Source organism: Alkalinema sp. FACHB-956 (assembly GCF_014697025.1).
Classification (GTDB): domain Bacteria; phylum Cyanobacteriota; class Cyanobacteriia; order Leptolyngbyales; family Leptolyngbyaceae; genus Alkalinema.
Genome location: NZ_JACJRC010000002.1, coordinates 17,432 through 31,932, shown reverse-complemented (window position 1 = coordinate 31,932; position 14,501 = coordinate 17,432). Strand labels below are relative to the sequence as shown.

The following is a 14,501-nucleotide window of genomic DNA, read 5'->3' as shown; positions in this document are numbered from 1 at the left end:
TCTATTGATAAAGAACAAGCGATTCAAGTTGCAAGTTCTTAATCATTAGTTGAGCATTTGCCCGATCGAAGATTCAGTGAGCAATGAATTCATCGATCGAAGAACTAATCGATCGAAATGGACTGAGGCCCATTGGACGGAGCACTGGTTGAAGTCGTCGTCACGGGATCAATACCCTGCTTGGTCAACCAAGTCTTGATGGGATCCTCATTCAGATTGAGCTTCAGCAACCCTGAAACAAAACCACCCATAAACGCAACGGGCTGCTGAGTTAATTCCTTCATTAATGGAGAAAGTTCTGTCAGAAACATATCGCACCTTTACAGCTTGGTTTATTTGGGCTCAGTTATTTGGGCTTAGTTATTTGGGCTCAATGACTATGGTGTCCAGTGAAGTGAGCGCTAGGAAGTTCCCTCGCTGCACTGACCCTTGTAAACTTTGACCCTTGTAAACTTTGACCCTTGTAAACTTTTATTGTCATGTTTTGTTGCATTTTTGGGTAGGGGCGTTTGGGTTCGGTTTTAACGGTGGTTGGCGCGAGGGGAGTTCGGTTTTAACCCTAGGGTAGATCGGGCTACCGATTCCCTCTCACCCAAGACCCCGTTAAGATAGAAATTGGTGTTCTTGCCGATAGAGGTGCGCTCCGTGCTGAAAACCCTGGTTGAAGACTTCAAAATTATTTTTGAGCGGGATCCAGCCGCTCGCAACTGGGTCGAAGTTCTGTTTTGTTATCCCGGTTTGCAGGCGTTGTTCTTCCATCGGGTTGCCCATGCACTCCATGGGCTAGGGCTGCCCTTTATTCCACGATTGATTTCCCACATTGCCCGCTTTGTGACGGGGATTGAAATTCACCCTGGAGCGACGATCGGTCGGGGGGTGTTCATCGACCACGGCATGGGTGTGGTGATCGGTGAGACGGCGATCGTGGGGGATTATGCCCTGATTTACCAAGGCGTCACCCTAGGCGGCACCGGGAAACAAAGTGGCAAACGTCACCCCACCCTGGGGGAAAATGTCGTGGTTGGTACAGGTGCGAAGGTTCTCGGCAACATTCAGATTGGCAATAATGTGCGGATTGGGGCCGGATCCGTTGTGCTGCGGGATGTGCCATCGGATTGCACCGTGGTAGGGGTTCCGGGACGGGTGGTCTACCGGGCAGGTGAGCGGGTTGAACCTTTGGATCACAACCGTCTACCAGACTCCGAAGCGCAGGTGATTCGCGCTTTAGTCGATCGCATTGAAGCCTTAGAACAACAATTGCAATCCCTGCAAAGTCGGCAAACCCTGGCGGAATGCTATGCGATGCCTTCAGTGGAGGGGTCAGAACTGCAAGGGGACACCGATCTATCTCTCCTGGAAAGTCCAGACCAGCCGTCTTGTCAACTGCGGAACAAAGTCATTAACGAATTTCTGGATGGTGCAGGGATCTAGCCCGATCGCAGCAACCACGTAATGGCAAGCAATTGAACCCTTGTTGAGCCCTTGACGATCGGTGAGATTAATTTCTCACCGATTTTCGATCGGCTAGTTGATTGGATCTCGATCGTCAATATTCATGAATTTCTGACAAACTCTAAAAAGTGAAGTGCTAGGATCCAAGTTGAAGTGATACCTCAAGATCCTAGATTCTTTCTGAGCTAGCCAATAGCTTGCCAAAAATAGTTTGCCAAAATAATTAGTTTGCCGAACCAATTATTTCCCAACAAAAGCAGCTTCTCAACAAAAGCAGCGTTCCAAAACGTAATGGCCTAGCAACGTAATGGCCTAGCAACAGTGGCCTGGGAAATTCGGATTGAAGCATGAGAGTTTGAGTTTTGGAATTTGCTATCCCATCACTTGGCTTAACCTCGAAAATATCAATTAATTTCAGTATTAATTTTAGTGTGGATCTTTTGATCTCAGTCTTTTGCAAAATCCTATTTCTTCAACAGAGAAGTTTGTAAATTTACACATGAATTTAACTATGAATTTAACCATGAATTTAAATAATATTCTCTAGGTTTTTCTTAGCCATTGAATTCTACTCATTGAACGCTATCCCTAAAATTTTTAATTTCTCAATAATTTGATTTTTTATCTGCTGTAAGTCTTGCAGTGATTGCGATGTGCGGGTGGGGAGTAATGATTTTTTTTGATTCAATCATTCAGGAAATCTTGCTAGAGAAAAGGAGCCATATATGTTGCAACAAACCATTCGGATTGAGAATGAGACCCGGAACCATCGAGGTGATTTGCTAGACTCTACGATCGAATACGAATTGATTGAAATGAATGACACCTTTGGTTGGGCGGTGATTCGCGCCAATAATTCTGAGCAAACCATGCACCGCGTGCATCCCGATCACCTCCGCACGTTGGAAGTAATTAGATCTCAAGTGGCGATCAAACCGGGCACCCGTGATTTGAAAGGCTATTTTCTGAAACGCAAGTCAGGCTACGCCTTTATGGGCATTGATGACTTTGGTTGGGCCGTAATCTGCACCAATGAACACGATGCCTCCTGCCATCATGTCGATCCAGACAATCTGAAAATGACACAAATTACAAAGACCATCAAATATTTCCACACCAAGAAATAAACAAGGCAGTGGCTTACGGATTGACCGACTGCACTTGCCATTCTGAATCAGCGGGGCGATCGTAGATCCAACGGTTTTGCGGGTCGCCTCGCAATTCCAAGTGATCAACTCGTATAGGATCCAGCAATAGGAAACAAAAGGAATCCAATGGCTGCTCAGGATCCAAGGGTGATGCTGTAAAAGAGGCTTGAGGCGCGCGGGGTTGAGCCGGTGTAGGCCAAGCAAACTGCGATCGCGCCCGATCGGATAATTCCTGCCAGGTTTGAGATCGGGCCGCTTGCCAAGCCGCCTCAGTTTCCGTCGCTGTGACTAATCGCAATTCTCCTAGGATCCGAAACTGCTCCCGAGTTTTTTGGAAATACCAACACAACTCCGCCCAGCGAGAATTTTGGTAGTGTTGCACCTTTTCGCTGCGGACATCGGTAATAAATTTCAGTTGATTAGTTTCGCCCCAGAAGCCCCGGAAAACGATCGTGCGATTTGCCGGTCGGCCATCGGGACGGACCGTGGCTAGTTGGGCATAACGGCTTTCCAGTTGGGCACGATTGCGGTGGAGGGCACGGGCCAGGGGCGATCGCCAAGGAGCCAACGTCATGGATTTACAGGATTGAAAACCGGAACATATTGTAGTGACTCTATCACTGTGACCGCTTCTTGGGGAGATAGGTTACTACATTGAGCTAATTCTGGAATCACACCTGCACCGGTGAAGCGGTAGAATGCTGCGGGCGCAGCTATCGTAGTATCGCTTAACCAGCTGGATAATAGCGTTGGAGTCGTGGATTTACCGTATTGATCGACTTCTAAGCTGCCCTGGCTAAACTGGGATGCTTTAGCGTTAATGGGATAGCTGGCTATTTTGGACGGGGGCAAATCACCAATGCCGCCGGAAGTCGCTTCGATCGCGAAGCATTGGGTTTGTGCACCAGCAACTTTCTCGTAAATCGCTGTATAGTTATAGCCTCCCAGCCGGGACGATCGACGAGTTGTTATGAAGACTTGATGGAGACGAAAACCCTCAGGAACGAAACTCGGTAAGGCCACCCGTAAGCCGGAAGCTTGCAACGCCAGGAGCTGCCTTGCGGTCGGCTGGCTCGTGGGATTCGCCAACCCCGGATCCGGAAGCTGGGCTTGAACCTTCGGTGTTGACTGAGTGATGCCTACACAAGCGAGGAGACAGGTAACACGTGCGATCGTTGATTTCATAGGAACTCCGGAGATAGGTTGGTATTATTTGATGCAATTGCCTTAGTTGCTACTGTAGCAATCCCATCAAAGAAAAAAGATTGTCTTCCGAGAAAAGTAATGAAGACCTCATGATTCAAGCGGTTCTCTATGGTTGGGCGTCAAGAACCCTTGACATCCTTAGTAGCCTCTAGATCGTGACTTCTTGAGTCTGACGACAACACCCATCGGCTCAACGCCCATCGCCCAGCAAGGAACTCAAAAAATTACTACACAATCTGAAGAGCATTAGGCTATATTGAGTTCCCATAACAACCTTCACACTATCGGTAGCGTGTGCCTTGGAATGATAAAGCATACGTACTACTATATTGATCTGTGATCTGTCCTCAGGAGTCCCCACATGGTTCAAGACATTGAGCGTACTAGGCCCCAGGTAAGTCTGGGTGATGTAGATGCTGCTGCGCAATTAAACGGGCAGTTTCCGGCCTCTGCCCCCGCAGCCAACCCAGTCTTCTATCGCACCTACAGCCGCAAACTCAGCGAGTCTCGCCGTGAGTCTTGGGCAGAGGTGACCACCCGCACCCTCCAAGGGCTGGTCGCACTGGGCCAGTTTACGTCGGAAGAAACGGCCTTGGTCGATCGGATGCAGCAGCAGCTCAAGTGTCTGCCATCAGGGCGCTGGCTGTGGGTCGGCGGTACGGAATGGATCACGAAGCAGGAAAATTTCTCCGGGGCCTATAATTGCACGTCCACTAATGTCATCGACTGGCAAGCCTTTGGGCTGATGATGGACTTGGCGATGATGGGCTGCGGGACAGGCGCAATTCTGGAGCCGAAATACACCGATCGCTTACCGGCCATTCGCAACCGTTTAACCGTGAAATTGGGTTGGGGCATTGGCACCGTTCCAGTCGATGAGCGCCAACAGAAAACCGAAATTACCTTCAACGGCAACCAAGTCACGATCGTGGTCGGCGATAGCCGCCGGGGTTGGGTGGATTCCTACCAAGGACTGTTGGAACTTTCCACGGACGATCGCTTCACCGGCGACGTGGAAGTCACGGTGGATCTGGGCAATGTCCGGCCTGCTGGGGAAAAACTGAAGGGCTTCGGTGGCGTAGCAAATCCGATTAAGCTACCCAGCTTGTACGATCGCTGTGCGCAAATTTTAAACAAAGCGATCGGGCGAAAGTTAACTCCAGTGGAATGCTGTTTGTTAATCGACGAAGCCGCTGCCTGTGTCGTAGCCGGAAACATTAGGCGCAGTGCGGGGATGCGTCAAGGCAACAGTGAAGATCAAGCTTTCGCCATGGCTAAAGATAACCTTTGGCAACAGGGCGAAGATGGCAATTGGCGAATTGACCCGGAACGGGATGCACTACGGATGGCGAATCACACCCGTGTATACCACCGCAAACCCACGAAGCAAGAAGTTGAAGACGCCGTTCGTAAGCAATTTTATTCGGGCGAAGGTGCAATTCAGTACGCGCCGGAAGCGATCGCGCGATCAAATGCAGACTTATTGCCAAGTCGTGAGCAGCAGCTTCAATTCATGACCGCCTATGAATCGGATCAAGGTGCAGCCTTTCTCCTCAAGCTTGCGCCAAACATGCCCCAGGACGAACTAGAACATCGTTTGGGTCGTTATGGTTTAAATCCCTGCGGAGAAATTTTAGGAGAAGACTTCCACTGTAATTTGGCGGAAGTACATTTAAACCAAATTGATCCGCATAATCTCCAAGAACAGGAAGAAGCCTTTACAGCGGGGGCTCTGACCGTTGCAGCACTCTTGCATCATCAATTCACTGAGCCTCGCTATCGCCGATCGCGGGAACTAGATCCGATCGTAGGGGTTTCGTTCACGGGTCTGTTTGACTTCTTCGTGAACGCCTTTGGGACGGAATGGCTGAACTGGTGGGCAGAAGGGCGGCCAGATACCGTGAAGGGCTTGGAATTCAAAGCGAAGGAACAGGAATATCTCAGCCGTTGGAAGGCGATCGTCCATCAGGTCGTTGGGGAGTACTGCGATCGTCATGGTTTACATCGCCCCAACCGTTGCACGACAGTACAACCCGCAGGCACCAAGAGTTTGCTCACGGGTGCATCATCCGGTTGGCACCCCCCCAAAGCCCAGCGGTTCATCCGTCGCATTACCTTCCGGAAAAACGATCCCGTTGCTTTGGCTTGCTTGGACTACGGTTACAACATTGTTCCGTCCCAATCAGATAAAGACGATGAAGGTAACTTGCTGAACGATCCCTTCGATCCGCGTTGTACAGAATGGCTGGTGGAAATTCCGGTGGAAGTGCCCTGGGCCAATATTCCCGGTGCTGATGAAGTCGCGATCGAGCAATTTTCGGCAACAGCACAGTTTGATTTCTACATGCAGGTGCAGAAATACTACACAGCCCATAACACCAGTGCCACGATCGAACTGCGGGAAGACGAAATTGATGATCTTTCCAATGCAATTTACAACGCAGTGGCAACCAATGATGGTTACATGAGTGCAGCCCTGTTAGCCCGCTTTGATGCACCGTTCCCCCGTCTACCGTTTGAAAAGATCGATCGGGCAACCTACTTGCAATTGTCAGCGGATGTTCTAGCACGGCGCAAGACGGACAATTTCTATGCAGCGCTAGCGAAATATGATTCCGGTGAAGTCGTTGCAGAAGGCCCCGCTGGATGTGACAGCGATAAGTGCATGATGCCTGAAAAGAAAGGCTAGGCAGTTGGGTTAGATCCCTAGGATGAATTAGATTGGTGATGAAGTAGATAATTGCAAGGTGGGCTGATTTAAGGCTCACCTTTTTGTTGGCATATTGAATTGAGGTCAGGCAGATGAGGTGGGTTACGATAGCATCAGGGTAGCCAAGTGGGAATTGTTAATTGGGAGATCGATCGCATGGTTCCAGCACAACCTACGCAAGCACAACCCACCCAGCAGTGGAAAGAACGCCCCCAGCGTAGATGGACAGTAGCTGAGTACCATCGCATGGTTACCCTCGGCCTCCTGAATGCCCACGATCGCGTCGAATTAATAGAAGGACAAATCCTGGAAATGAGTCCACAGGAACTCCCCCATGCCTCCATCATCTCTAGCGTAGGCAATGATTTAGTGATGAAATTTGCAGGTAAGGCTTGGGTTCGGCAACGGTTGCCCATCAACCTTTCTGACTATTCTGAACCCGAACCCGATATTGCGATCGTCAAAATTTCACCCAACCGATATCGCGATCGCCATCCCACTTCAGATGAAGTGTATTGGGTGATTGAAGTTGCAACCTCTACTTTAAATTACGATCGCAATTACAAAGCCTCCATTTACGCCAAGGCCAACATTCCAGAATATTGGGTCATTGATATTCATCATCATCAAGTTTTGGTCTTCCGGGCTCCCAATGGCGATCGCTATCAGATTGAACAAGTGTTTACCGCCCAAGACACGATCGCGCCCATGACCTTTCCAGCAATCGCGATCGTCTTAGCCGATTGTTTTATGCCGGAAATTTAGACTACTGCCAGAATTAACCTTATCAACAAAGACGCTGAAGCATCCTAGCCGAGACACTCCAGCGTCCATTACTCAAATTTCAAACTGACTCGATTCAATCTCGAGCCGACCCGATGACTAGCCCACAGCCGCTCCTTCCGTTTCCGCTGCGAGCGCTTCTAGCTGATCCTGCTGATCACGGGAAATGCAGGTCTGAATGATCGTTTCAATGTCCCCATCTAGGGAAGACGCAAGCGGAAAATTTTGATTCAAACGGTGATCGGTGACGCGGTTGTCTTTGTAGTTGTAGGTGCGAATCTTTTCCGATCGTGCGCCCGTTCCCACCTGCGATCGCCGTGCCGAGGAAATCGCATCTTGTTGCTCTTGCAGCTTCATTTCATAGAGCTTGGCCCGCAAAATTTGCATCGCCCGTTCTTTGTTTTGCAGCTGTGATCGCTCTTCCGTACAAAAAATCCGAATCCCCGTCGGCTTGTGGAACAGATCCGCCGCCGTTTCCACCTTGTTCACGTTCTGCCCACCGGCACCCCCCGATCGAGCCGTTTTCATTTCAATATCCTTCGGATCGATGTGAATTTCCACATCATCCACTTCCGGCATAATCGCCACTGTTGCCGTAGACGTATGCACCCGTCCAGAGGCTTCCGTTGCAGGCACCCGCTGGACCCGATGCACCCCCGCTTCGTACTTCAGCTTGCTGTAAACCCGATCGCCCTGAATTTCAACCACCACTTCCTTGAAGCCGCCCGCATCTCCCAGCGACTCGCTCAACAGTTTGGCCTTCCAGCCTTGGGCCTGGGCGTAGTAGGTATACATCCGCAACAGGTCTCCCGCCCAGATGCTGGCTTCGTCACCCCCAGTGCCTGCGCGAATTTCCAGCATGATGTTTTTCTCATCGTTGGGATCCTTCGGCAGCAGCAAAATCTTGAGGCGATTTTCTAGATCCGCGATCGTCTCCTTCAATTCCTGCACTTCCAGACTGGCCATTTCCTGAAGTTCTGGATCCCCGGCTGACTCCTTGAGAATTTGCTGGGCACCGACTAAATCATCCTGGGCTTTTTTCCAGTCATCATAGGCCGTCACCGTTTCTTCCAAGGACGATCGCGTTTTTGCCACCCGCTGAAACTCATTGGGATCCGTGGCAATATCCGGATCTGCGAGTCGGCGAGTTAATTCATTAAAAGTCTGTTCAACAGAATTGAGTTTTTCGAGTAAATAGGCTTCAGCCATGGAATACCCTCCTTCATTAACCGTAGTGGAACCTGAAATTCAATTCAGGGGATTCAGTCAGCTTGTCCGATCGTGGGAGTTGGGGGTGAACAACCCCGTCATCTATCGCTTCCCAGGCATCGCGGTCAAGGGATAACGGGTTCCAGAATGGGCTAAGTCTTCAGGATCGGCTAAGTCGCAGATCATATTGAAGGAAACTCCTCCGACTCGATTAATCACGTCACTGCCTTCCACTCGTATAAAACCAAACCGTTGATACAGTCGAATTGCGGGATTCTCTGCCCGTACATTGAGGCAAATCGCTGGATAGTTGTGGCGAGCCATCTCCAGTAATTTTGCCAGAAGTTGGGTGCCAATCCCTTGATTGCGTCGATCGGGATGTACCCCCATCACCAATTCGGGAATCCCCTCAGCCACCCAGCCAAACCCCGGATCACTGGGCGACCCTAACCGCAACCAGACGGCCCCGATCGCTTGGCCTTGGCCGATCGCAACCACTCCCAAATCCCCCGATCGCCCCCAATCTGCCCCATACCTGACTAGGCAAGCTTGCTGCTGCACAGCGGCGATCGACGGTTCATGGGCCGCATACATCAGCATTTCCCAAAGGCTGTCTGAATACTGGGGCGTTAAGGGCAAAAGTTCGATCGTCATTGCGGGGATGGGCTGAGTAGATTGGTGCAAAAAGAACTTGCCGCTGAGTAGATTGCCAAACTCTCCATAAACGCAGAAATCCCGCCCCCAAAGAAGGCGAGATTTCCAAAGTTCAGGCCCGAAGCTATTTTTGCTTCATGCCATACTTCCGCATGAACCGATCGACTCGACCTTCGGTGTCGATAATCTTTTGGGTTCCGGTGAAGAAGGGGTGGTTACCAGACCAGACATCAACATTCATGTTGGGCTTGGTCGAACCCACAACCATAACTTCTTCGCCGTTACAAACTACTTTGGCTTCGGCGTGCCATTGGGGATGAATTCCAGGCTTCGGCATTGCGATCGCTCCAATCTTCTACAAACTATTTTGACACTTCTATCGAGGGTTTAGGTCAAGGCAGGATTGAAAAGCTGCCCATCCCCAGAACGGCTGAAAGACAAAGGTGCCCTCCGAAGAACGCACCTCCATCCGCCCAAAATTAGCGCTTGGAGTACTGAGGCGCTTTCCGAGCTTTGCGCAGACCGTACTTGCGACGTTCCTTCGCCCGAGGATCCCGGGTCAGTAAACCTTCCTTCTTCAAAGGAGAACGGTTTTCCGGATCCAATTGGCACAGAGCCCGAGCCGCACCCATCTTGATAGCATCAGCTTGGCCGGTCAAACCACCACCATGGGCGTTGACCAACACGTCGTAGTCATTTTCCAAACCCAAGGTTTCCAGGGGCGCTTTGGCCGCTGCCAGATAGTCAGGATTGCCTTGCAGATACTCTTCACCGGGCTTGCCATTGATGACAATTTGGCCACTACCGGGAACGATCCGCACCCGAGCGATCGCCGACTTGCGACGACCGGTTCCTTGATACATTGCGCGATCTTGTTCTGCCATGGCTTAACCTTCTCCTCCAGGAATCGTGTTGATCGTCAGCACTTCAGGCTTTTGAGCCGCATGGGGATGATCGGCTCCGGCGTATACCTTCAACTTGGTAAACAACTGGCGACCCAAGGAGGTTTTCGGCAGCATTCCCTTGACCGCTTTTTCAATAATCCGCTCAGGCAAGCGATTTTGCAGCTTTTCAAAGGTTTCTACCTTCATCCCACCGGGGCGACCGGAGTGGCGACGATAGAGCTTCTGAGAGCGCTTCTTACCCGTTACAGCGATTTTCTCAGCGTTAATCACAATTACAAAATCACCCACATCCATCGAAGGCGTGTAGTTGGGCTTATTCTTACCACGCAGGACCCGTGCCACTTCGCTAGCGAGGCGACCCAGGCGCTGATCCGCCGCATCCACGACGTACCAATTGCGCTCAGCATCTTGAGAGGGGAGATAGGTCTTTTCCATTGCTCTAGGATTTCAAAACAGTGAATACCTGTTAGCTCATACGAAACGATTAGCTCATCCAAACATCTGGTTTTTCAGGCGGCAAAACCAACTGTGGCTGTGTATCAAACCAGGCTTCCGGCGGGAAAGGATTGTCGTCATAACCCACGCGAAGTAAACACAAACCTTGGGGCGGAGCGGCGTATTTCACATCCTCGCGGCGTTCCGACATCCACAATTCCGTGAATTCCTCTGGGGTGCGATCGCCACGTCCCACCTGCACGAGCAGCCCCACCAGGAGACGCATCATGCCATACAGAAAACCACTAGCCTGCACCTCAATGGTCAGAAAATCCCCTTGGCGCTTGCAAAAGGCTTCCTGTACATCCACCCAGGAGTGGGGGCGCTTAGACCCTGCACGGTGGAACGCAGCTAAGTGATGGCGACCGACTAAGGGATCCAATGCTTTCTGAATCCGCTCATGATCTAGAGGCTCATGGTAGTAATGCCAAGCCAAGGGTGCAACAAACAGATTGGGACGGGAAGCCGTATACAAGGTATAACGGTAGCGCCGATAGGTTGCCGAGAATCGAGCATGCCAGGTGGCTGGAACGGGAACAGCCGCACGGATGACAATATCAGCAGGTAATCGACGGTTGAGAATTCCCATCCAGCGATGGGCAGGAATGTAGGTTTGGGCATCGAAATGCACCACCTGAGCTGCGGCATGAACACCGGTATCCGTCCGTCCTGCGGCATGGATCACCACCCGCTTTTGGGAGAGAACCGCCGCGATCGCCGTCTCTAACTCTTCCTGCACCGTTCGTTGGTTGAGCTGGCGCTGCCAACCATAGAAATGAGTTCCCAGGTATTGCACCACAAGGGCAACTCGTTGGTTATCTAGATCAGCAGCAGCCTTCACCATGACGTTGGATGCGCTGAATTAAACCAGCTCAATGATCGCCATCTGAGCATTGTCTCCCCGACGGGAGACCGTTCGCAGAATGCGAGTGTAACCACCATTCCGGTTACCATAGCGCTCACCCGCTTGCTCAAACAGAGCATGGACAAGCTGCTTGTCATACATATATCCCAAAGCTTGCCGACGGGCAGCTAAGGAACCATCCTTGGCCAGCGTAATCATATGTTCAGCTTCAGAGCGAACAGCTTGGGCGCGGGCTTTGGTGGTCGTGATCCGACCGTTACGAATCAGTTCAGTCGTCAGGGCACGCAGCAGTGCCTTGCGCTGATCCGCTGGTCTTCCCAATTGGGGAACCTTACAACGGTGACGCATTGTCTCAACCTAATCGACTACAGAACAACATTGCAGCAAAAAGACTTGACCGGTGATCAAGCCTAACGCCAGCCTAAATCTAGCTACTAGACTTAGAAGACTTTTCCTTTGGAAGGGTAATTCCCAAGCGTTCTTGGAGCGCTTCCACAACCTCTTCAGCAGACTTAGCCCCAAAGTTTTTGATCTCCAATAGATCTTCCTGGGTGTAATCCAAGAGATCTGCCACGGAATTGATCTGGGCGCGTTTCAAGCAGTTATAAGCCCGAACGGAAAGCTGCAATTCTTCAATCGGAATTTGGCTTTCAGGATGCTCATCAGCATCAATATCGGTCTCAACGGCTTCAAAGTTGACATCTTTCAGGGGATTGAACAGGTCAACCAGGATATTCGCCGCTTGGCTGAGGGCTTCCTGGGGCGTCAAACTACCGTTGGTCCAGACTTCCATGATCAAGCGATCGCGATCAATCGCGCCACCCGCCCGGGCATCTTCTACAGTGTAGTTGACTTTACGAACGGGCATAAACACAGAATCCAGTTGGAGAAAATCCAAGGACACGGCTTCATCTCGAATCCGATCGACCCCGCGGTAGCCCTTACCCCGCTCAATCCGAAACTCCATTTCCAGCGTATGCCCCGGAGCTACGGTGGCAATGTACTGATCAGGAGAGACGATTTCGACTTCGGAGGGTAGGTCAAAATGGCCAGCGGTTACAGTTGCCGGACCTTGCACTAACAAACGCCCAATCTGGGGTTGAGCCGAGTAGGTTTTCAGAACAACCTTCTTCATATTGAGAAGAATATCCAGAACATCCTCTCGAACCCCGGGGATTGTCGAAAACTCATGGCTGACGCCAGCAATGCGTACTGCAATAATGGCCGCACCTTCCAAGTTAGAAAGCAACACCCGACGCAATGCATTACCGACCGTCGAACCCTGACCACGCTCAAGGGGTTCTAAGATAAACCGACTGTATTGACTCTGATCTTTGTCAGTGCTGGTTTCTACACACTCAACCTGAAACTGTGCCACGGAGACCCTTCCTTTGAAACTGCTTTGGGAGGCAAGTAGAGCTGAACGCTCCAAACAAAATGTGAATTTATACTAGACGCGCTCTGAGAAATGAGCTTGACAACCTTGCGTGTCACAAACTTAATCAACTGGATTCTCAGCACGCTCTGAGCGACAATCCACACAAGGTTACACGCGACGACGCTTCGGAGGACGACAACCATTGTGAGGAATGGGCGTTACGTCACGGATCAGGGTGATTTCTAAGCCAGCGCCCTGAAGTGCCCGAATTGCGGTTTCCCGACCGGAGCCAGGGCCACTCACCATCACTTCAATCTGCCGCATCCCACAGTCGATGGCTCGACGGGCTGCATTTTCTGCCGCAGTCTGAGCCGCAAAGGGGGTTCCCTTCTTAGCGCCTTTAAAGCCGCTAGACCCAGCGGATGCCCAAGAAACAGTTTCTCCCTGGGTATCTGAAATTGTTACGATCGTGTTGTTGAAGGTGGACTGAATGTGCGCTACACCGGTTGGAATATTCTTCTTAACCTTCCGCGCACCCGTTCTACGATTTGGTTTTGCCATTTTTCAAGCGACTAAACTAGACAACGTTTTCCAATGAGGAATTACTTCTTCGGTGCCTTCTTCTTACCAGCAACGGTACGACGACCGCCTCGGCGAGTCCGAGCATTGGTACGCGTCCGTTGCCCGCGCACCGGTAATCCAAGACGATGACGACGGCCCCGATAGGTTCCGATGTCCATGAGACGCTTGATATTCATGGCTTCCCAGCGGCGCAGATCCCCTTCGATCTGATACCCACCTTCGACCGCTTCCCGAAGTGCAGCCACTTCAGCATCGCTGAGTTCTTTGACGCGAGTATCGGGATTAATCCCGGTCTTCGCCAGCACTTCCTTGGAGCGGGTCAAGCCAATTCCGTAAATATATGTCAGACCAATTTCTACTCGCTTATCGCGAGGCAGGTCTACACCAGCAATCCGCGCCACACTCGTTCTCCCTAAATCTGCTTAATTCACACTAAACATGTCCATCTGGACGGGGAATGCCGAGCACTGCCAATTCCTTACGTGAGATTAGGACACACAGTGGGCACACCTCTTGAGTTTTGCGTTCAATCCAGGCTACTCCCCGAAGGCGGGGCTGACCTGGCGGCTTGCTTAACCTTGACGCTGTTTATGCTTGGGGTTTTCGCAAATAACCATCACGCGACCGCGACGACGAATCACGCGGCACTTGTCGCACATACGGCGAACAGAAGCTCGAACTTTCATGCTTCTTTTGACGACACTACAAACACGACATCCTACCAAGTTAACTAGTCATTTGTCAAATATTTTTTAATAAACCTGAGTCAATGCAACAGGAAGCCAAGGACTTCCCATCCATTGACCTATCTCTTATTTTTCAATCGGTAGGTGATCCGCCCTTTATTCAAGTCGTAGGGAGACAATTCCACTTTGACCCGATCGCCCGGAAGAATCTTGATGTAGTTGCGACGAATCTTTCCGGAAATATGAGCTAGAACGTTAAAGCCATTGTCTAGATCAACCCGAAACATTGCATTGGGGAGCGAATCTACGACAGTTCCTTCCATTTCGATTAAATCTTCTTTAGACAATGGTTCCTCCTGGGAAAAATAATGAAGAAAGGCAACAACAACCTAAACAACTAACCGAAAAACTAACCCATGTAATCACAA

The 14,501-nt window shown here is 50.7% G+C and carries 19 protein-coding genes; 4 read left to right on the top strand and 15 right to left on the bottom strand.

Translation table 11 applies throughout. The features are described from left to right. Nucleotides 1-104: 104 nt before the first annotated feature. A complete protein-coding gene (locus tag H6G21_RS03555) occupies nt 105-311 on the bottom strand; it encodes a hypothetical protein (RefSeq protein ID WP_190570626.1) in 207 nt (68 codons plus the stop codon). Between the two features lie 334 nt (nt 312-645). Here H6G21_RS03555 and cysE point away from each other — a divergent pair, with 334 nt between their 5' ends. Further along, the gene (gene cysE, locus H6G21_RS03550) at nt 646-1,431 is read left to right on the top strand and encodes a serine O-acetyltransferase (RefSeq protein ID WP_190570625.1); all 786 of its coding nucleotides are present in this window, start codon (nt 646-648) and stop codon (nt 1,429-1,431) included. Nucleotides 1,432-2,177: 746 nt separating this feature from the next. Beyond that, nucleotides 2,178-2,579: a hypothetical protein gene (locus H6G21_RS25575; protein WP_242041625.1), complete on the top strand. Its 402-nt coding sequence runs from the start codon at nt 2,178-2,180 to the stop codon at nt 2,577-2,579. Nucleotides 2,580-2,592: 13 nt separating this feature from the next. Here the strand turns inward: H6G21_RS25575 and H6G21_RS03540 are convergent, their stop codons facing one another. After that, nucleotides 2,593-3,174 carry an Npun_F5749 family FMN-dependent PPOX-type flavoprotein gene (locus H6G21_RS03540; protein WP_190570622.1) on the bottom strand — a complete coding sequence of 194 codons (582 nt, stop codon included), beginning with the start codon at nt 3,172-3,174 and terminating at the stop codon, nt 2,593-2,595. Then, nucleotides 3,171-3,785 carry a hypothetical protein gene (locus tag H6G21_RS03535; RefSeq protein WP_190570620.1) on the bottom strand — a complete coding sequence of 205 codons (615 nt, stop codon included), beginning with the start codon at nt 3,783-3,785 and terminating at the stop codon, nt 3,171-3,173. Before H6G21_RS03535 ends, H6G21_RS03540 begins: the two co-directional genes overlap by 4 nt. A 382-nt stretch (nt 3,786-4,167) precedes the next feature. Between H6G21_RS03535 and nrdJ the strand changes: the two genes are divergently transcribed. Both nrdJ and H6G21_RS03525 read left to right on the top strand, forming a co-directional pair. After that, a complete protein-coding gene (gene nrdJ, locus H6G21_RS03530; RefSeq protein ID WP_190570618.1) occupies nt 4,168-6,495 on the top strand; it encodes a ribonucleoside-triphosphate reductase, adenosylcobalamin-dependent in 2,328 nt (775 codons plus the stop codon). A gap of 147 nt (nt 6,496-6,642) precedes the next feature. After that, on the top strand, nt 6,643-7,281 hold the full coding sequence (locus H6G21_RS03525) for a Uma2 family endonuclease (protein WP_199307001.1): 639 nt from the start codon (nt 6,643-6,645) through the stop codon (nt 7,279-7,281). A gap of 117 nt (nt 7,282-7,398) precedes the next feature. On the opposite strand, the gene prfA is transcribed toward H6G21_RS03525, so the two are convergent. From prfA to infA, 12 genes are all read right to left on the bottom strand, one after another. Beyond that, on the bottom strand, nt 7,399-8,508 hold the full coding sequence (gene prfA, locus H6G21_RS03520; RefSeq protein ID WP_190570616.1) for a peptide chain release factor 1: 1,110 nt from the start codon (nt 8,506-8,508) through the stop codon (nt 7,399-7,401). Nucleotides 8,509-8,610: 102 nt separating this feature from the next. Then, nucleotides 8,611-9,192, bottom strand: a complete 582-nt coding sequence (locus H6G21_RS03515) for a GNAT family N-acetyltransferase (RefSeq protein ID WP_242041624.1) — start codon at nt 9,190-9,192, stop codon at nt 8,611-8,613. A 94-nt stretch (nt 9,193-9,286) separates the two neighbouring features. Continuing rightward, entirely contained in the window at nt 9,287-9,499 is a 213-nt protein-coding gene (gene rpmE / locus H6G21_RS03510; RefSeq protein ID WP_190570614.1) for a 50S ribosomal protein L31, read from the bottom strand. Nucleotides 9,500-9,641: 142 nt separating this feature from the next. Next, nucleotides 9,642-10,046: a 30S ribosomal protein S9 gene (gene rpsI / locus H6G21_RS03505; protein ID WP_190570612.1), complete on the bottom strand. Its 405-nt coding sequence runs from the start codon at nt 10,044-10,046 to the stop codon at nt 9,642-9,644. Nucleotides 10,047-10,049: 3 nt separating this feature from the next. Further along, nucleotides 10,050-10,502: a 50S ribosomal protein L13 gene (rplM, locus tag H6G21_RS03500; protein ID WP_190570611.1), complete on the bottom strand. Its 453-nt coding sequence runs from the start codon at nt 10,500-10,502 to the stop codon at nt 10,050-10,052. A 49-nt stretch (nt 10,503-10,551) separates the two neighbouring features. After that, on the bottom strand, nt 10,552-11,406 hold the full coding sequence (truA, locus tag H6G21_RS03495; protein WP_190570609.1) for a tRNA pseudouridine(38-40) synthase TruA: 855 nt from the start codon (nt 11,404-11,406) through the stop codon (nt 10,552-10,554). A gap of 18 nt (nt 11,407-11,424) precedes the next feature. Then, a complete protein-coding gene (gene rplQ / locus H6G21_RS03490; RefSeq protein ID WP_190570607.1) occupies nt 11,425-11,775 on the bottom strand; it encodes a 50S ribosomal protein L17 in 351 nt (116 codons plus the stop codon). Nucleotides 11,776-11,854: 79 nt separating this feature from the next. After that, nucleotides 11,855-12,805 (bottom strand): DNA-directed RNA polymerase subunit alpha, encoded by a 951-nt coding sequence (locus H6G21_RS03485; RefSeq protein WP_190570605.1) that lies wholly within the window; start codon nt 12,803-12,805, stop codon nt 11,855-11,857. Between the two features lie 168 nt (nt 12,806-12,973). Next, on the bottom strand, nt 12,974-13,366 hold the full coding sequence (gene rpsK / locus H6G21_RS03480; protein ID WP_190570603.1) for a 30S ribosomal protein S11: 393 nt from the start codon (nt 13,364-13,366) through the stop codon (nt 12,974-12,976). A gap of 41 nt (nt 13,367-13,407) precedes the next feature. After that, complete coding sequence (gene rpsM / locus H6G21_RS03475) at nt 13,408-13,788, bottom strand: 30S ribosomal protein S13 (protein ID WP_190570601.1); 381 nt, start codon at nt 13,786-13,788, stop codon at nt 13,408-13,410. A gap of 171 nt (nt 13,789-13,959) precedes the next feature. Continuing rightward, the gene (gene rpmJ, locus H6G21_RS03470; RefSeq protein ID WP_190570599.1) at nt 13,960-14,073 is read right to left on the bottom strand and encodes a 50S ribosomal protein L36; all 114 of its coding nucleotides are present in this window, start codon (nt 14,071-14,073) and stop codon (nt 13,960-13,962) included. 119 nt (nt 14,074-14,192) lie between these two features. Continuing rightward, complete coding sequence (gene infA, locus H6G21_RS03465; RefSeq protein ID WP_190570597.1) at nt 14,193-14,420, bottom strand: translation initiation factor IF-1; 228 nt, start codon at nt 14,418-14,420, stop codon at nt 14,193-14,195. Between the last annotated feature and the right edge of the window lie 81 nt (nt 14,421-14,501).